Genomic DNA, 17,942 nt, shown 5'->3' with positions numbered 1-17,942 from the left:
AGTTGGGTTTGGGGTTTCTAAGGCGGCATCCGCTACGGTGCTTCGAGCACTTATCGCGGGACAGGTCAGACGTTGGGTTGTCCTTCTCATCGGCCACCGCGCCGCCAGAGTAGCCACAGCCATCGCCGCGATACACCCACTGGCAGACATCGGCCAGGATGGTGCGCGCCGGGATTATGGCGTTATCGCAGTCCACCGGCGTGGCGAGGTTGTAGGTGACCGTTTCGAATGTCTCTTCTGCCATCTCTTCAATGACGTAGCGCGAAACCGCCTCCATCGTCGGATCCGCATCAGCGTTTCCGTTAGGGAAGTTCACCACGTCCAGATGCTTAACAAGCACCTGCCGGCGGGTCACCACGGCGCCCAGCGCGTCATCAAAGTCATGGTTGATGCCGGTGATTAGGCCAGTGATGTTCGCGACCTTCATTGTTGGCCGTGAATATGTCCCCTCCGATTTCACCTCAAAGCCTTCAACGGCGATCGGATAGGCCGAGTAAGCGCGGCCCTGCCAAATGACATCGTTGTAATAGCCATTGGTGCCAGCGTGGAAGCGGACCACATCACCGCCGAACGATTGCAAGTCGACTTCAAAAAGGTCGAGCATCGCGCCGACACCGGCATCAACGCTCTCAATGATGAGTTCTGCTGGTATGTCTCTCATCGCGGCACCTGCTCAAACGTTCCGGTTAACGTATATACGCCTTTGTTCTTCTGCATCGACCAGGATCGGCACACATACAGCCCTTGCACGCCGGTATCAGGAGGCGTCCAATAGAACGATTCAACTGCCATGCGCGCGGTCAGGAAAGCATCCACTGCTTTAGCCACGTTTACCCGGACGCATTTGGAATCGTCGTAGCCAATGAAGGTGAGCGGGTATTTCCCCATGAGTGGGTTGATACCCTTCACCTGGCGCTGTTCGTAGCCATCACCCAACTTCACGACGGCTAAATCAGGCGTGCGTTCGCCCGTGAAGCCCGCTTGGGGGCTCCATGTGAAAGTTTCAGGCATTGTTTCACCGGTATTAGATTGGTTAAAATTAGTGCGCTTGAATGTCTCAAGCATTCGAAAGGAAACTACTGATGGAAAAAGAATTACCAACTGAATTGCAAGTTATGGCGATGAGCACGCTACTCACATACGTAATTCATGTATTAAGCGACGAACAGAAGACTGCGCTCCGGCGTATGGTTTCATCAAAGCCCATTGAGGTGCCTGCCGAAGGTGCTACACCAGAGTTGATGAACTATATGCACTCGATGAATAGATACATTCAAGATATCGTTGAACAAACTTTCAAAGCTGCTGAGTAATATATATGGCGACAGATGTCGCCTTATTTAGTCAGCATACCGCCTGGCCTTTTTTGGTCCCTTATCGCGCGCAAAGACTGCTCATAAGCGATTTTTGCAAAGGTTGTTGCCACTTGCTGCTGATCGCCGCTCGCATTCTGGAATGTGAAGTTATTTATCTGCTGAATCATCCCACCAGACGAACCACTTCCGCCGATGTCCTTATTGCTAATCACAGAACCGTTATCACCGGAGATCATGTACTGGCTACCGTTGCTGGCTTTGAAGATTTCAGGTTTGTCACCTTCTCCAACCCGGTACATGCTGTCGGCGCTAACCGGGCCGCCGTTTTTACGAGCCCCAGCTACAGCCATTCCCTTTGATGCCAAGAGAGCTGTTGAATAAGCCGTGGTTCCTACCGTCGAGGCCGACCCCATGGTTGCTATTGATGCACTTACAGCGGCAGGGGCCCACATCCCAGCAGCAGCTGTAGCCTGCGCAGCGGTGGCACCAAGTGCAGCAGTCGCAGCCACTTGCCCCATCATCATGTTTTTCACATACTGCAGGCCCATATCAACCAGCCCACTCACCACGCTGTTGAGGATCGTGCTGCCTATATTGGAAAATGCTTCGCTTAAGCTTTGAGTTCCGTTTAAGAGGCCTGTTATGGCGTTAGACGCACCACCCTGCAGAGAATCGACTGCATCTGCAAGCAGGCTGTTTGCAGCGCTTTGGTTACGGTAAATTTGCCACTGTGCTGCTATACGCTGCTGCTCATACTGCGTATTGGCCGCATTCATCAACGCCAGCCCCTGCTGCTCTGTCAGGATTTTTTGCTGGGTATACTGCTGGATGAGGGCCAACTTTTGAGCGTTTTCGTTTGCCAACTGCTGAACAGGGTCTACAGTACCAGCCGCCTCTGCTGCAGGTGTCATAACGGAGTCTACGTTGGCTTTGGCGATATCATTCGCGTGGTCTTGAGCGAGTTTCAAGGTCTCCTGGTTGAATTGCTGCTGGTCAACGATCCCCTCGTCAAGCTGGCGTTTTAGCTGTTTGGTTGCATCAGAGTAAGTTTTATCAGCGTTTCTAACCGGGTCAGCAGCAATGGCAGCGTTAAGGTCGGACTGCTTTTGCTTGGCATCGAACAAAGCGCCCGCATACTCTCCAATAGCTTGCTTCTGAAGTTCGGTAGCCTTGCTTCCCGCGGATTGCACTGCGTTGTATACCGCAGCCTCTCGGCTGTTTTCATCGTAACTCAGCTTCAGATATTCCAGCTGTCGTTGAAGGTCAGCTATTTTCTTAGCGCCTTCATCTTCAATCTTAGCACCGGCCTTGGCGGCCTTGTTACGCGCCGCTTCCGCTTGCTGCAGGTCGTAGTTTGCCCCTGCAAGTTCGCCAACCTGATTGATGACGTTTTGGTTACCTTCGCCAGCGTTTATCGCATCAAGTCGTGCGGACTTTACAGCCCTAAGGCGCTTATCAGTTATCTGGAGTAATTCATTTTCCTGAGTAAGCTGATCAAGTTGCTTTTGTCCGGCCGCACTAACTCCAACTATCAAGCTTTGAGAGTTGAAATTATCCTTAGCCTTGGCTGCGACGTTCAGCGCATCTCCGAGCTGATTGAAAAGCCCGGCCGCAACTCCGGCCTCATGTCCATCACGTTTCAGGAGGTCAATACCCTGAGCGAATGTACCGTTGGCCTGCGCCTGCAGGATGCCGGTTTTGCTAATAGTCTGGCTGAGTTTGTTTCGCTCTCTCTCAACCTGGGCAGTTAGCTGAATTTGTTCGCTTTGAAGCGTGTTGAGATTGTCGACCGCAGACGCATATAGCAAATCGCTTTGACTCATTCCAGCAACAGCTTTTCTGGCTTCTTCCAAGCGGGCATTAAGTCCGGAAAGCGTGGCCTCATTGTTGCTTAGCAGTCCGTTCTGCACAGCAATAGACTTGTTTGCCTTGTCAATTTCTGCTGTCAGCTGGATCTGACTCATCTCCTTCATCTTGCCAATGAGACCATCGAGTTTGTCAGCAAAATCGATGCTTTCTTGTTTGGCCTGTTGAGCCTTTTGGAAGAAATAGAATATTGCTGCCCCTGCGATGACTGCTGCGCCAGCAGGGCCTCCAATTAGTGACAGTGCTCCACGCGCCAGACTTCCAATGGTTGTTGTGGCAGCAGCTGCTGCTGTGGATGCCGCAACAATAGCAGATGCCTGCGCTATTTGGGCTTCAGCGAATGTTGCTGAACGCTGTATAGCAACGGATTTAATTGTGTTGAGGTTTTCAAGCGCAAACGCCTCAGCGGCTGACCCTTTGGCGACGTTATATTCCGCCTGCGCCAGTGCCAGAGATGAGATCGCAGCTTCTTTGTCCAACAATGCCTTACGTGTTGTGACAGTCGCTGCGACCTCTGCAGCTGCGGCGGCTTGCGCTGTGGCCGTGGCTTGCGCCTGTGCTGCGAGCGTGTCGGTGATGCGAGCGCTGGTGGCCGCAGCCAGGGCGCCGACAAATCGACCACCCATGATCAGTGCGAACCCACCAATGACCGTCGCCACAGTGTCGAGATTTTCACTAAGCGTGATAACGCCTTGGTTAAAGACGTTTAATGTGGTGTTTACGCTTGATGCTTCACCCACAAATTTCGTGATGTTGTTTGTCGCAACAGTAAATGCCTGACTCATTGTCAGCGTGGTATTGCTGAACTCTTGGGCAATCTGATCGCTTTGTTTAAGCAGGCCATTAACCACGACTTCTGTGGTTAATTTCCCCTGAGCAGCCATTGCGCGTAACTGTCCTATCGTCACACCCAGTGAAGACGCCAGCGCCTGTGCTAAACGACTCCCGTTCTCAGATATTGAATTAAACTCTTCACCGCGCAGTACTCCAGATGCTAACGCCTGAGATAACTGAGTCATCGTTGATGACGCTTCTTCGGTTGTGGCCCCGGAGACAGTCAAACCTTTGTTAATTGTCTCCGTCAATTTCACCAGATCCGCTGTGCTGGTTCCGGCACTTCTTGTTGCCCTTTCCAGTCTGCCATAAAGGGTTGCAGTCGCCTCAAGGCTGGAACGCGTATCCTGAGAGATATCAAAAACACGTTGGGTGATAGTGAATAAGTCCTCGTTAGCCTTTACCGAGTTTACTAATTTATTGCTGACGGTGACCCATGCATTGCCGTACGCCGTGATCTGCTGAATGGAAATTGCCGCTGCAACGCCCTTCGCAACATTCGTCAGGCCTGACATGATTTTTGAAACGGTCGCAATAGAACGCTCTGTTCGATTCACGCTTGCCTCAAGGCGCCCCATCGTCCCACTCAGACCGCTAAGCGCTGAATCTACCTCCCTGCGGCCAGCTAGCAGGCGCGCAGTGTCTAAATCAACTTCATATACGATGCTACCTGCGTTAACTGAGCCTGCCATAGTTTCTCCGGGCATAAAAAAACCCCGCCGAAGCGAGGTTATTTGTATTCGATGCAAAAACCCAAAAAGGGTTCGTTTCTATTCCAAGGCGTTTATGACAATGGCTTGCTGCACTTGGCTGAATCCAATGCTTGAAGTTGATTTAGCCTGACTTGAGCTTTTTTCGTAGCTTCTGATTTTGCCATACCATTACCAATCCCAAAATCTCCCAGAGCCCCAAGCACAGTCCTGCCATCAAACTCCCCAGTAGTTTCAATTTCTTTCTGGATGCTGTGAGTTTTAGCAATCTCTTGCTTAACAGCTTGGCAGTCAAATGCCGAAGATTCCTCACCAGTAACAGCGGGCGCTTGTGGATATTGTTTTGTGGCACAGCCCGAAAGAACAAAGAGACTTGCAGCTATCATAAAAATATTTTTCATTGTTTTGTTTCCATTGGTTTCAATAAGAAATATCTTAACATTGAAATTCTCTCAGCAATTCAAAATGATTTGGCTGCAGATTATGTGTTACCCCGCTTTAGCGAGCCTTCGAGCTCTCTTGGCAAGGTAGTCATCCGCTACCGCCTCATACTCGTCTCGCGTCAGGCCTTTTTGATCTGGGTATTTGGCGGCTAGCATTAGCTGAAACTCCGTCATAGATAATTGCTCGGCCTCTGTACGCGACATGCTGAAGTGGTTACGTGCTGCGCTGATGTATTCGAAGGCTCTGAACTCTGTCGTCGCCTTGCCTGTCTCATTACGCTGTAATTGACGCACCTTTGCCTTGCCGATGACGCCGTGCGTAATCAGCGACTGCGCGATGAGTATCATGTCGATGGGGTGCATCAGGCCTTTGCGGTAGACGAACGCCCACTTTCCGGTTTTGCCAGGGATAATCTCGCCGGCCAATGGAGTAGCGTCTTTATCGCAACATGCCGCGATAACGGAGATTGCAGCCATTATTGCAGGTTTAGATATTTGGTGACTATTGGCGTACTGATAGAGCCATGCGGGAATAGTTCCGTAAGCATCCATAGCTCGCTGAAAGAGTGGCGTTACGGCGTCGTTGTGAAGGTCATAGAAGGCGCGGACTATCTCGTCTGGCTCACCAATGCGCGTCATGTTGGCGAATGACGGGCGAAAGAAATAATCATCATCGCCCGCAGTTATCAGGCACTCGCCAATCTCTTTCAGAGGGGCCATTTGCTGTCCTTTGGGCAAAAAAAACCTTCGGGGGCGAGGTTTTATATTTTCGATTTTTTTAAAACTTGCAATTGATATTCTTACCTATAAATCTCTATCTTTCTTTCCGAATGCGTAACCCAGGGCAAGTGTAAGTATTGGCGTAAAGATTGACCATATATCTTTAAGTGCAGCAATTACGTCTATTCTATCCGGATCATTTCTATCAAAAGCAAAATGAAAATATGCCAAAAAAATACACGCACTGAGAATGGCGCCAATATAGAAACAATATTTTAATGTCATCCATATAAATGAATCCTTAGCATGCTCTCCAGTGCCAATTTCTTTAGCTAAAGTACCTGGCATGCTTGCCCCAGAAACCCCTCCGTCCTTTATGGTGGGTATGCTCCCAGAATTTTTTTGGTTTTCTTCAGGGATGGTTACTGAAGGAGTTGCAGTATCATCCATCACTCATCCTCATATAATGAATACATGGTTGCTACAACCATGCGATTATTAGCAGTTTTTTGAAAAAATGAAAGCCAAGAAATATAGATTTTCTTCCCATTTGATTTAGTGCCAACTTCATTAGGGATAATCAATCCACATGGAGCTCCGAAAGCTTGCAAAGGGGCAGAATGCTTAAAAGTTATGCTATTACCCTCTACCGAAACTGACAATCCTTCGTTTTCGGTATGACTATCTGGCAAAATATTTGTAATAATATAAATATTAAGCCCTGCATACACAAGCTTCAAAGTGGCCTCTGAGTTCGTGTCCACTTCAGCATTAAACGTTCCTGACTCTATGAGTATTTTTTTATTACTTGTGGCTAATACAAGCATTTTTATAAAGCTCCCCAAATAATGTGGCTTTTCTAACTGGTTTTATTGAGTATAACTAACCCATCTTTTAAAGGTGCATTTATATCACGGAACATTGGCAAAGAAAAAGCTTGAAAAGCGATGTCGACCATCCCTGCGTTGTGCTTTTTTTAATTATCATCGCGGACACTCGAAAATGCCCGCTGTGATAATTACGCGGTAACAGTGATTGCACTGGTACCAGTTTTCGCACCGTCGGTGGTTGTGAATGTCATGGTGGCTGTGCCTACCGCCACGCGAGTGACGAGCCCGGTTGAGCTGACAGTAGCCTTCGTAGCATCTGAAGATGTCCATGCGCCGGTTTTAATGGTCGCATCGGCTGGCAGCACGTTAGCCGTCAGTTGGACGGTAGATCCTACTGCGCCCGTGGATGTCGCCGGGGTTACTATGACGCTTGCTACCGGCACTTCGGGGCTGACTTGCTCAACTTTTACCGTATTGCTATTCGCTACTTTGAATTCAACAGTGAAGGTAACCAGGTCGTTAGTCCCACCGTCTGCCGGAGTCAGAGCAGTGATGACCATGTATCCGGTGAACTCAATTGGACCCACCTCCAGGCGTACCCAGATGGTCGGCTGGCGAATTGGTTTAGCATTCAACTCATCTGCGAAGTACTTAACCAACTTGCCGAATCCGAACTGATCCAACTTGTCGTTTTTACGCACTTCACCTTCGAACGAAATCGTTGCGTCAGCGTTAGTCACGATGTTTTCTACCCACGCGCCCGTGTCATCAGCATCTGAGTTCACGGTGTTAGGAGAGAAGTCGAGGCCTTTGCTAGTACCAGCCCCCAAAGCCTGCCAGTCGCCCTCAGAAGGCGGAGTTTCTGGGCAGCCCAAAGACACCTCAAGGACGACGCGCGCCCGAATACTGCACCATTGTCGGTTGTGCAACCTTGCATATTAATTACCTCGTTTCAGATATAAAAAAAGGCCACCATTGGCGACCTTGAGGGGATTTGATTGTGCTTATTCAGCAAAAAGACAGGCGAAATGGAGTCGGTAAACTAATCGGCCTTCTGTAGTGAGAACGGGGGACGGGATTCCGCCAAAGTTTTCGATGTGGCCGATGCAATCATTCGGCATTGGGTTGGCCTGCACATTGGCGATTATCGCCTGCGTTGCATCGTCGGCAGCCTGATTGCCGTTCCTGGCACCGATGACATCAACAAGAACAAGGTATTCAGCGCCGAGGTCATTTCTGATGTTCGAGCCGCCATTCGGTCGGAATATCATGAACTTGTCTGTCAGAACTCCTGTGTCGTTCCAAACAAACTTCTGAACCTTGAATCCCGCCGTCAGGCCAGCATCCACGAAGTAATCACGCACCCTGTCAGCCATTGAAGGCGTCATAGCGACATCTCCTGAGCTACTGTTTTGTCGATAAGCCCTCTCTCATCCTCAAAGCCTTTAGTGAGGAACTCTTTCTCAGCCGTAGGGCGTCTGAAGTTCTGCACGTTAGCCGGGTCATGGACGTAAGCAGCATAGTTTGCCGAATATCCCACCCTGCCGGTGATACGAGTGCCGTTTACAACGATTTCGCGGAACTGACTGTTGAGCAGATGTGAGGTATCAATGGGCGTGTACAGCGCGGCCTGTGATGACCCGATAATCATCGCGCTTTGCAGTGCTCTGACTATCTTCTTGCCCTGAATGTTATTCAGGATGGCGTCCATGTTTCGCTGAGCCTGCTTAACGCCTTTAACTTTCACGCCCATATCAGACTCCCGTGAGAATGGCGTAATCATCTGCCACGCGGTCAAAGGTGTCGGCGTAGCAAATGACCTGCATAACCTCATCAGCACCCGCCGCCAGTGGGTCAGCATCTGTAGATGCACCAATAAGGATGTAGTCACCAGAAGCAGCGCTGGAATACTCCGTCCAGATGGTATTCTTCACCACGATTTCAGCGCCCAAGCTAGCCAGACGCTTACTCAGGCCACCCTCGTAATCACAGAAGATTGCCACCGGCGCAGCAAAGCCGAGCGAGTCACCACCATCACTGATTCCGAGATTCTTCCAGATAGTCGCAGTTGCTGTGTATGACCAATTGGCTGCTGCGCTCATGACAAATAGTCCTCGTACTGGTCAGGGCATCCCGGACAATTTAGACACTTCTCACAATCCGGCTTCTCTTCTTTGTCTTCTTCTTTCGGCTCAGACATCAGCAACCTCCTACAACATCGAAGAAACCAACCGATGAGCCAACCGTGATTGGCAGAACGCCTGTGCAACCTGAGGTATCTAGTGCAGACAGAGAATCCCGCAGCCAAGTAATAGAATCATCATCATACTCAAACGAGCGACTCGCTCCCGATGGAGCACTCTGCGATTTAATCTTCCTGGCACCGGATGAGGCAGACATTAGAGCGGCTGCATACATCATGATTAATGTCTGCGTGCAGTCGTCATAGCCTGCCCCATCCAAGCAATCGATAATCGAATTAACTCGGCAGAGGATGGGCGTCAGCAAGGATGAAGGAATGGTGTAGCCCAGCTCGGCGAGAAAGGCTTGAACATCTTCTGGCGTTAGCGGGGCTGCCATGATTACTTATCCTTTTTGGTTGCTGCTGCCAGAGCCGCTTCTGCGTCTTCTGCTCGCTTAGTTACTTCAGCTATAGATTCGGCATGTGCCGCTTCTGCGTCTTCTGCTGCTTTGGTCAGGGCATCAATCTGATCCTGCAAAGCTTTGGTATCAGATGAGACAGGAGGCGAAGGTGTTGCCACCTCAAACAACAGCTTCTCACCTTTCTTCTCGGTGGACTTCTCAGCCTTTCCGCTGGCGATCCATTTTTCAGCAACCCCGTCATCAACATCATATGACTGACCAATCTCCAGTTTCTGGAAGTTGGCACCGGCAAAAAGGTTTGCTACTAAAACTTTTACGAGTGTCATGGTTTTTCCTTAGCTGGATGCGTGGATGACAGAGAAGTGACCGGCGATGTCCTGTTTAACCATCAGGCCAGCAGCACCCCATGTACGCCACACGTAGTCGGAGTTGTAGAACTGGCGAGGGTCGGCAACGGTACCGAAAGCCTGCCCAACGATTGGAGCTATGACACCGGCTTGCAGAGGAACGATCACGATTTCATTGCCAGTCAGCTCAGCATCTTCTTTAATGGCTGAAATACCTGACAACTTCGCGATTTCTTCCAGCACGGTGCGCAGGGAGTTCACATCGAAGTACTGTTCCCAGTTGGACATGATGTCGCTGGAGACGTACCACGTCTGCTGACCATATTGCAGGTTTTGCAGCTTCAGAACGTCGCGCAGAGAAATGGCTGCCCCTCGCATGGCTTTCGGGTCAGTGCTGGTGGCGAAGTTGACGGTCAGGGTTACCTGAGCAACGCGCTCATCATGACGAATGCCCTTCCACGTCTTGCCGTCGAAGCTGATGTAGTTACCAGCCGCGTCGCGGAAACCTTCCCAGATGTAGTCAACATACTGGCGACGGACATCATCAACAGAACCGGCCTGTGCATCAGACAATGAAGCCAGTGCAGAGCCTTTGTTGAACACCGGATCACGCCAGTTGAACTTGAAGCCGCTGTCGTGGATAGGAACCATTGTACCGTCGAAGGTGTAGGATTTAGCATCGAGTGCCGCACCAATCTGGCCTGACATTGATGTGTGAGCCCAACCACGGCCACCGGTGCGAGCGTACTCATACACTGACTCTTCGAGACGAACTGAACGTGACAGAGGCATCAGGTCGTTCAGCAGGGTGAACTCAGTGTTGGGTTCAAACTCTTTCAGAACGGTCTGATCGTATGCTTTGTACAGGCGACGAATATCATCGACTGCGTTCACTGCATCAAGAGCCGGAGCATTGGCAGCTTCACCACGCACGCGAGTACGTGCAATAAAATCTGCTACTGCCTGAGCGCTGGAGTTACGGGCAAACTGAAGCTCGTGAAACTGAGCCATGTTAGCCTCAAGGTTTGCGGTCTCGGTCGCCTTCTTAGTGGAAAATGCAAACATTCGGTGCTCCTTACTTGATGACAACGCGCAGGAGCTGGCCTGCTGTCGCAATGGTGTATGAACGATCTTCTTCTACGTATGCACGGGTAGATTCTCCGGTTGCTTTAGCCTTCACTCGACCGTTAGCAATAGAGAGAGGCTGGCCTTTAGTGTATGTGCCTGCTGCTGCCGGAACGTTGAAGAAAACGCCTGGTGTTGGGTGCATTGCTACAACCCAATCACCCGCAGCAATGGTGTCATCCACCGTTTTGCAGCGCAGGTAGTCGTAGTTCGCGACATACAGGATTGCATCTTCATTGCCATCTACAGAGGCTGTGAATTTCTTGGTGGTGTTATCGAAGAAACCAACTGTCCCCGGAGGGGTTGCCGCCGCTGCCGCACCTTCACGATGCAATTGCGGATTTGCGAAGATGCCACCCGCGTGGATTACGTGCTTTCCATCTTTAGCCATTATTTACTCCGGCATTTCGCTGACTGATTCAGATGAGTTGGCTTGACGGAATGAACCATTCAGGCCGGTGGATGTTGAGCATTGAGCAAAGAGCTCATTCAGTGGTTCGCCGTCGAGCGCATTGACCGCGACATCAGTCATGCCGAACTTGGCTTTAACTGCTGCGCGCTTCTCGCCTTTCTCTTTGTCAGAGTTAGCAGTCAGGCCGGTTTCGATAGCGTTGAGCTTTTCAGCAAAAGGCTTGAACCAAACAGGAGCCTCTTCGTTGTTGGTGGTGGTCTCTTTGGCTTTTTTGTCAGCCTCTTCTTTGTCTTTCTTGGTTTTTTCTTCTGCATCAGCTTTCGCCTTAGCATCGTCGGCAACCATCTGGTTATACGCATCCATCAGCTCAGCCTCGGTCTTACCTTCGACCTCTTTGCCTTTCGCTTTCAGCGCGTTGGTGATGAGTTCTTTCATCGGTTTTGTTTCCTCTTTGACGGGCTTATTATTGGCGCTGAAAAACGCCATGAATTGGTTAAAGAACTGCTTAATAGCGGGGTCTTGCGGGTCGGGAATTGCTGAGTCAGCGATGTTTGCTGTTTCGATTTCTCGCTCATCACCTTCTGCGTTTACGAAGATGCCAACCCCTTCTTCTGGAGTCCCAGCCCCGGGCTGGTCAAGCAATACAGCGACGTGATCGAAGTCCATGTTGGTGACGATTTTCTCGTAACGCTTACCCTTGGATTCGCCATTCGCGGTGATTTCTTTGTGAAGCAGACCGGTTGAGATATGAACGGGGTCAACGTTCTTGCCTGCTGCCATATCATCCAGACGCTGAACGAGGCGTTTTCCGTTGTCGCTACCCTCTGCATAGCGCCGATCAACGTACATATCGCCTGAAACCTTGCCTCCATCACGGTTGACGTTCTGCAGCCAGGCACCTACGTGGTAGTCATTAACCGCTTGAACATCCCGCGCCGAAATATGCTTACCATTTACCTTCGGATGCCCGAACGGCATAGGGTTGCGTTCAAGCGACTTGTAGCTTTTTTCAATCTCAGCTGCCGGGTATAACTTCCGATTCATAACGATGTCGTCAACGATAGGCGTGACGCCACGAACCACGATGTGTGGTTTTCCGTTGATTGTTTCGGTGGTGATGTTTGAAGCGGAGTTGATGACCGACAGCACGTTTACGCAGATGCGTGACATGCTGTGTCCTCTCTGGTGGATTTCAGGCAATAAAAAACCCAGCGCTATGGCTGGGCCTGCAATGGGTTGCGGCTGCTGGACTCGAACCAGCACTCTCGTCAGGCGTCAACATCATGCCGTACCGAGCACGACCCAAGGGTCGCGTTGATGCGTTACTCTACCGATTAAGTTACGCCGCAATAACAGCCTCCTTTCAGAGGACAATTTTAAATTTCATCAGCAAGCGTGAGAATGATGCTTCTGAATCTTTCGTCGTAAGAAATGTAAGGTTCATCTGGCACTGGGTACCCATATGAAACATCATTTCGCCACATAGTGAAGTCTATTCCTGCATCAATCCAATCGTTAATGGCTTTTGCATACTTCTGACTTGGAACTACAATCTCGACGCATTCGAGAATATCAATTTCATCCGCCTTGAGCCGCCATTCCCTTTCCCATGTAAAATCCACACCCAATTTATTGGTGGTGGTTTCTGTCACTGGGTCGTACTGGACGTGTCTCCATCTTATTGATTTATCGATTAATGGAAGTTCACTAGATGGTTGGTAAATTACAGGCCTCCCTCCCATTTCAAATATTCTTTTCTTTGAAAATCCAAATCCGAATGGTTGATATCTTGAAACGTCACTAACAATGAAGTTTCGAGGTGATTCAGTGAAGCAAACGCATTTATCTTTCCCGATGATGAATTTATCGCTTCCTCTGATTACACCATCATGAATGATGCTTTTGATAACATCGAAAGCTGCGGGAAAAAGCACATCCGGATCATCGCTTTCTGTATCAGTTTTGATCCAATGATAAACGTAGTTGGAGGAGTCTTCTCTTTTCACTATCTGCACCTATCTCACGATTTTGTATCACTCATTATCGTCAACTAGTGTCCATAGTTTACGTTCTTTCATCAACTTATCCGCCAACCCCTCATTGAAGATGCTGCCGTCGTAGTTAAGCATCACCGGAATCTGGCTGCAGTAGCAGTGAAATCTATTACCATCTACCGCATACCAGTCGCGGACCTCTTGCGTAGTCCTTACTTTGCCATGCCAGAAAGCGTGAGTCTGTCGAGTGGTGGGTTTCAACGCCGATAAGTGAAGCAGTCCAGTATTTAGACCAAGCCTATCAGCAGCCCAGTCAGTCTCGTTCCATTGTGCCTCACGCAGTGCACCTACCTGTTCAGTCTGAGCAATGTTCTTCGCATCTGACATAGACACATCAAGGCGTTTACTAATCAGGCTGGCCGTTTCTTTCGGATTAACACCGCGCCCAATGCCATCAGAAATCACGTTGGCGAGGTCGGCGCGAGCCTTGTCGCTTATGCCTACCCAATCGCTGTACGTACTCACGTATGCCGCTGCTATCTGGTTCTGGTAGGCCGGTGATGAAAGTAACTGGCTGAGCGTTGTCTGCGATGCGTAAACCGGCGATTGAACAGATAGATTGGTGAAAGCATTCAATGTGCCCCGCTGATACTCTTCGGCGACATACGCAAGCGCCCACATGTCCTGACCTAAACCACCTAGAAGGTGATCATCAAGAATCACCTGCACACGTTCCAACAGGTCGGCGAGTTGCTGCGCAGTCATGTCGTAGACATAAGTGGCCGCATTCACCTGATAGATGATATCGCTATGCACCGCGAATGACACCTGAGCGTTACCCTCTCTTACCCTGCCGGTTAGCCTGGCATCAAGTAGTTGCTTCAGGTCAGTCTTGATGCCGAGATACCTTTCTTCGATATTCCGGTACATCTTGTTTACTGCTCGATATGACTGCGTAGGGTCGGCTTTATTTCGGGGTACGATTGGTGTCCCGAGTCGGGTCGCTGTTGTCATCTCCATTCAGCGGATCCTTACCGGTTGGTTTTGAGTTAGGGTCTGGTTCTGGCGACTCAGTCATTGGTTCAAGCTCACCGGCAGCACGGATTTCGTTAATCTCTACCGCTGGCGTTCCGTATGCCTGCTGAGTTTTCTGCGCGATGTCTGCAAGCTTGCCCATGTTATCGAGCTTCTCGCTGTCGCCTGGCGCGAGTAAGTCTGACCAATCGACGGTGACTTCTCCCGTCGTAGGCTGAGGAATTACCCCAAGATCACACCAGCTCTGAACGACGGTAGTGATGATGTACGATAGCCAACTACTTCTTCGGGAATTGCATCGCGCAGCCCACGCTTTCTTGTCTTCCGTTGAAGCAAGGTTGCCCGTTTGCTTACCGAATAGAATGTTGAATGGGCAGCGGATAGTTGCTGCGTAGCTGTTGGCTGAAACAGTCCATGATGGCGTTGGGTCAGCAGCGGCCACCGATAGAACTGAAGCCTGTCCCGCCTGCATCACCAAAGAAGAGTCAGATCCCCGATTGAGACGAGTTATCTTGTCATTGAGAGCATCACCTAAATCTTTATAGCCTGCTGCCACAGCCGCCTTTTTAAGGGTTTCCATGTCAGTATCTTTGGTGAACTCTATGCCAAGCTGGCGACTGGCGTTCTTCAGGAACCCTTCTGCGCTGCCGCCTTTGGTCTTCTCAATGTCCAGCAGATCATTAAATCCCGCCTCATTGAGAGGTTCACCGGAAAGCATATTGTCGTCTTCTGAGCCCTCGGCAAGAATTATCACTCGATCTGGATGCACTGTGATGCTTCTTACATTGCCGTATGTTCCGTCATCACCGACTGGCTGCTCATTGAACGTGTAGTTGACTGGCTGACTGTAAGTATCTGACCGCGTGTCTATGTCATAACTGCCAGGCTTAATCTGTGATTCCCATGCGGGTATCAACTTAACTAAAGCGGCCTCGCCTAGTCTTGCAACCAGCGCCTTATCTACGGGCTCTGACCAGTCACGATTGTCTTTTATTTGCAGAATGATCGCCGAGTAATGCCCGACCATGTTGCGACGGTCGGCATCCTTGATTTTTTCCCAATACTTTTTAAGAAGCTTGGTTACAGTCTTTTCCCAAGGCGTTTCTTTCTTCTTCTTATCAGCGAGAGGGCCATCAATGATGATTGGCTTATCTATCCAGCAGGAATCTAGAGTCACATGCACACCGGCATATGCGGCTGAATTTCTACGGTATGTTCGATAGAAAGTTGCAAAACTTACGGTGTCCGGGTACCCAAACTCTTCCCATAAGGTGGTGCGCTTGGTGTTCCCGTTAAACTGACCGGCGTATAACGCACGCTGGCGACCCACCGAGACTTGCTCAGCGAGGGCATTTACGAGGAATTGAACCTGATTATTGGCATTGCTCACTGATTGCTCCTTAGAAGAATACAGCGCCGACCTGCTTAGGTGAATGCAGAACGCGATATCGGGTTGCGTCCCAGTCGTGATCTTCCTGCGTGGTGTCCACGTCATCAGGGTTCTTTTCATCACGGACTAAAACTGGAACTCGGCTTATCCAGCCACGGCAATAATCGAATACGTAGAGAGCAGGCTTTTCAGGTATTCCTGATTCGGTCTTCTTGCCTTCAATGACAGCTTCGAGCATGTCGGCGAAGAGTGAAGCGCCGTTGATGCGTGATCCGGGCTTCTTGTTTGACTCAAGCCACTTAACGCCCTGGTTCTCCATCTTCTGGCCTATGGAGAGTTCATTGTCAGCAGTATTGTAAATCGCACTGTCAGCTGGTCCGGGGATAACCTTGGCGCAAATGCCAGGCATGATGTGCATTTGACCTTGCCCTTTAGTTTCCTCTGGCTCGTCAGCATCTTCGCCAACAAGTCGCTTATCCAACCACGCAACACCTTTGGCGACATTGGTAGATGACATGTTCAGGCCTTTGTTCAGCTCATCCGGCGGGCAGCCGTACCACTCACCGATTAGGATGAGGGACCCCGATGGCGGGCAGAAATTAGAACCATCGGGTAACACCGCCTCCGTACCATCTGCCTGAGCCCACCAAAGATTAGAGAATGGCTTAGACTCGCCCCAGTCATGAGACCGGTCTACAGTCCAACTTTCAGGAATAGTGAAAGGCTTAATAACATGTAAGGCGTCATTCCAAAGATGGTCAAATCTGCCGCCGCTGGTGACATCCCATGAACCTTCAACCCAAGCTTTGCGCTTGTTCGGGTCTTTGATGTTCATCAGCGTGGCGATGTATACGGGGTCGAGATAAGGGTTTTCTTTGAATGAACCGTGAATAGCAACGCGAGTCAGAGTTATCTTTTCTTCCTGCTGCGTCTGAGGGTTTGGAACTAATTGCGTGTCACGGATAATCGTTCCACGCGGCGCTGGCTCAATGAATCGCTTCTTTACCCATGTATGACCTATGCCGAATGGGTTAGTCGTGTTGAAAGTTTCAAGCGGGATGTTCGGCAGCAAAGTGCCATCTGCCAGCGGGTAATCCTGCGGCCTGAATGATGAACGCCTACATGAAAACATCGACTCGTAGAAATCAGCATTGGGTTGCTTTGTCAGCTCATTAAAGCCGATGAACGGGAATTCCTGACCGTGATAGTCCCAGTAGTCATTCTCTTCTTTGCCGAAGCGAAATAGTAACTCTTCACCAGTCGGCCATACCCAGCGAAGTTCTGACGCTGAGTTGAGGAATCGCGCACCATCACCAAACAGGCGGTACATACGTTTTGACTGGGTGATTATGTCGGCGAGGTTTTTGTATTCGGTATCGAAGATGACGCCACGCCAAAAAGTGCCGTACCCCAAGCCGACCTTGCGACGAAAGCGAGCCAACTGCGCTGCTGTCTTTCCGGGTCCTCGCGTTCCTTCAAACAATATCTCGTCACAGGGGCAGCTAAGCGAAAGCGACTGCGAGCCAGACAAAGGCTTCCAAACTACGTTGTAGCTCATTTGCCTAATACCTCGCTCTGCTGTTGCTGTGCGGCGGCCTCCCACTCTTCAGCACTGCTGCATGATGGAACTGGCATGATGTTGTGAGTGACTGAGCCTGATTGTTCTACTTGCTCTCTGAAGGCCATGACAGAAATGTGCTTGCCTAGCAATTCGAGGTTCTTGACCTTATCGGGCCATTTAATTTTCTTGAGGATGCCGACCATCTCGCGCTCTTCACCTCGTCCTTCAAACATGTCTGCTAGGTCGAAACCACTCAGGTAGCGACGCCAAGATGCAGGCCACTGAGAGACGGGTTTAATACTCATGTCATCGGTCATGATGTCGAGCACATCCATCTGGTCGATTTCAACCAAGCGTCTCAAAACATAAGCTGCGTCAATGTTAACCTGCTCATTCCGTTCTAATTTAAGTTCAGCGATTCTGTTCTGGACGTCTGGTTTTGTGAGGTTCTCACTGCCAATCTTCCGGGCGGTATTTTCGCTGTACCCCGCCCGAATTGCCGCTTGCGTGGCGTTCAAATCGATGAGGTACTCGCGACAGAACATTTCTTGCTTGTCGGTGAGTGCCATTTAATTACCTATGGAAGATGCTTATGAGTAATGTGAAAATTTACGCAGGTTTGGTTAATGGCGACCTAATGCCAATCATCGAGGACAAATCCTCTGCTGAGATGGTCACGGCTTTTACAGGTGATGACACTGGAGCCCCGCCAAATTCTGTAACCATTGAAGTTATTACTGATAGTGGTTCCAAGG

22 protein-coding genes and 1 tRNA gene are annotated in these 17,942 nt (G+C 50.0%); 1 reads left to right on the top strand and 22 read right to left on the bottom strand.

From position 1 onward, the window contains the following. Together UC14_RS12630 and UC14_RS12625 are read right to left on the bottom strand one after the other, a co-directional pair. On the bottom strand, positions 1-661 hold a 661-nt coding region (locus tag UC14_RS12630), incomplete at its 3' end, for a phage minor tail protein L (protein ID WP_112197826.1). Beyond that, entirely contained in the window at positions 658-1,011 is a 354-nt protein-coding gene (locus UC14_RS12625) for a phage tail protein (RefSeq protein WP_112197825.1), read from the bottom strand. The genes UC14_RS12625 and UC14_RS12630, both read right to left, overlap by 4 nt. A 71-nt stretch (positions 1,012-1,082) precedes the next feature. On the opposite strand from UC14_RS12625, the gene UC14_RS12620 reads away from it, so the two are divergent. After that, positions 1,083-1,313 carry a hypothetical protein gene (locus UC14_RS12620; protein ID WP_112197824.1) on the top strand — a complete coding sequence of 77 codons (231 nt, stop codon included), beginning with the start codon at positions 1,083-1,085 and terminating at the stop codon, positions 1,311-1,313. Between the two features lie 23 nt (positions 1,314-1,336). Here the strand turns inward: UC14_RS12620 and UC14_RS12615 are convergent, their stop codons facing one another. The 20 genes from UC14_RS12615 to UC14_RS12525 form a co-directional block, all read right to left on the bottom strand. Further along, entirely contained in the window at positions 1,337-4,573 is a 3,237-nt protein-coding gene (locus tag UC14_RS12615) for a tape measure protein (protein WP_198670069.1), read from the bottom strand. Between the two features lie 227 nt (positions 4,574-4,800). Beyond that, positions 4,801-5,127: a hypothetical protein gene (locus UC14_RS12610; RefSeq protein WP_112197822.1), complete on the bottom strand. Its 327-nt coding sequence runs from the start codon at positions 5,125-5,127 to the stop codon at positions 4,801-4,803. 87 nt (positions 5,128-5,214) lie between these two features. After that, positions 5,215-5,889: a DUF6246 family protein gene (locus tag UC14_RS12605; protein WP_112197821.1), complete on the bottom strand. Its 675-nt coding sequence runs from the start codon at positions 5,887-5,889 to the stop codon at positions 5,215-5,217. 84 nt (positions 5,890-5,973) lie between these two features. Next, positions 5,974-6,339, bottom strand: coding sequence for a hypothetical protein (locus UC14_RS12600; protein WP_112197820.1), 366 nt, complete (start codon positions 6,337-6,339; stop codon positions 5,974-5,976). Continuing rightward, positions 6,339-6,716, bottom strand: a complete 378-nt coding sequence (locus UC14_RS12595) for a hypothetical protein (protein ID WP_112197819.1) — start codon at positions 6,714-6,716, stop codon at positions 6,339-6,341. The genes UC14_RS12600 and UC14_RS12595 overlap by 1 nt, the downstream gene beginning before the upstream one ends. Positions 6,717-6,907: 191 nt before the next feature. Further along, entirely contained in the window at positions 6,908-7,459 is a 552-nt protein-coding gene (locus tag UC14_RS12590) for an Ig domain-containing protein (RefSeq protein ID WP_370447466.1), read from the bottom strand. A 264-nt stretch (positions 7,460-7,723) separates the two neighbouring features. Next, on the bottom strand, positions 7,724-8,107 hold the full coding sequence (locus UC14_RS12585; RefSeq protein WP_112197818.1) for a hypothetical protein: 384 nt from the start codon (positions 8,105-8,107) through the stop codon (positions 7,724-7,726). After that, on the bottom strand, positions 8,104-8,472 hold the full coding sequence (locus UC14_RS12580) for an HK97 gp10 family phage protein (protein WP_112197817.1): 369 nt from the start codon (positions 8,470-8,472) through the stop codon (positions 8,104-8,106). Before UC14_RS12580 ends, UC14_RS12585 begins: the two co-directional genes overlap by 4 nt. Before the next feature lies 1 nt (position 8,473). After that, positions 8,474-8,821, bottom strand: coding sequence for a hypothetical protein (locus UC14_RS12575; protein ID WP_112197816.1), 348 nt, complete (start codon positions 8,819-8,821; stop codon positions 8,474-8,476). A gap of 97 nt (positions 8,822-8,918) precedes the next feature. Next, a complete protein-coding gene (locus UC14_RS12570; RefSeq protein ID WP_112197815.1) occupies positions 8,919-9,299 on the bottom strand; it encodes a hypothetical protein in 381 nt (126 codons plus the stop codon). Between the two features lie 2 nt (positions 9,300-9,301). Next, positions 9,302-9,649: a hypothetical protein gene (locus tag UC14_RS12565; RefSeq protein ID WP_112197814.1), complete on the bottom strand. Its 348-nt coding sequence runs from the start codon at positions 9,647-9,649 to the stop codon at positions 9,302-9,304. 9 nt (positions 9,650-9,658) lie between these two features. After that, entirely contained in the window at positions 9,659-10,735 is a 1,077-nt protein-coding gene (locus tag UC14_RS12560; protein ID WP_112197813.1) for a major capsid protein, read from the bottom strand. A gap of 10 nt (positions 10,736-10,745) precedes the next feature. Further along, a complete protein-coding gene (locus tag UC14_RS12555; RefSeq protein WP_112197812.1) occupies positions 10,746-11,186 on the bottom strand; it encodes a hypothetical protein in 441 nt (146 codons plus the stop codon). 3 nt (positions 11,187-11,189) lie between these two features. Further along, positions 11,190-12,377 (bottom strand): DUF2213 domain-containing protein, encoded by a 1,188-nt coding sequence (locus tag UC14_RS12550; RefSeq protein ID WP_112197811.1) that lies wholly within the window; start codon positions 12,375-12,377, stop codon positions 11,190-11,192. A 66-nt stretch (positions 12,378-12,443) separates the two neighbouring features. Continuing rightward, positions 12,444-12,556 (bottom strand) — tRNA-OTHER (locus tag UC14_RS26725). A 27-nt stretch (positions 12,557-12,583) separates the two neighbouring features. Then, the gene (locus tag UC14_RS12545; protein WP_112197810.1) at positions 12,584-13,213 is read right to left on the bottom strand and encodes a hypothetical protein; all 630 of its coding nucleotides are present in this window, start codon (positions 13,211-13,213) and stop codon (positions 12,584-12,586) included. Positions 13,214-13,240: 27 nt separating this feature from the next. Further along, positions 13,241-14,215 carry a phage minor head protein gene (locus UC14_RS12540; protein WP_370447468.1) on the bottom strand — a complete coding sequence of 325 codons (975 nt, stop codon included), beginning with the start codon at positions 14,213-14,215 and terminating at the stop codon, positions 13,241-13,243. Then, on the bottom strand, positions 14,169-15,626 hold the full coding sequence (locus UC14_RS12535; protein ID WP_112197808.1) for an anti-CBASS protein Acb1 family protein: 1,458 nt from the start codon (positions 15,624-15,626) through the stop codon (positions 14,169-14,171). Before UC14_RS12535 ends, UC14_RS12540 begins: the two co-directional genes overlap by 47 nt. Positions 15,627-15,636: 10 nt before the next feature. After that, complete coding sequence (locus UC14_RS12530) at positions 15,637-17,184, bottom strand: terminase (protein WP_112197807.1); 1,548 nt, start codon at positions 17,182-17,184, stop codon at positions 15,637-15,639. Next, positions 17,181-17,756 (bottom strand): terminase small subunit, encoded by a 576-nt coding sequence (locus UC14_RS12525; protein ID WP_112197806.1) that lies wholly within the window; start codon positions 17,754-17,756, stop codon positions 17,181-17,183. Before UC14_RS12525 ends, UC14_RS12530 begins: the two co-directional genes overlap by 4 nt. Positions 17,757-17,942: the final 186 nt, after the last annotated feature.

The organism is Rahnella sp. NRRL B-41462 (assembly GCF_003263525.1).
GTDB lineage: Bacteria > Pseudomonadota > Gammaproteobacteria > Enterobacterales > Enterobacteriaceae > Rahnella > Rahnella aceris.
This window is presented reverse-complemented; position numbering and strand designations above follow the sequence as displayed.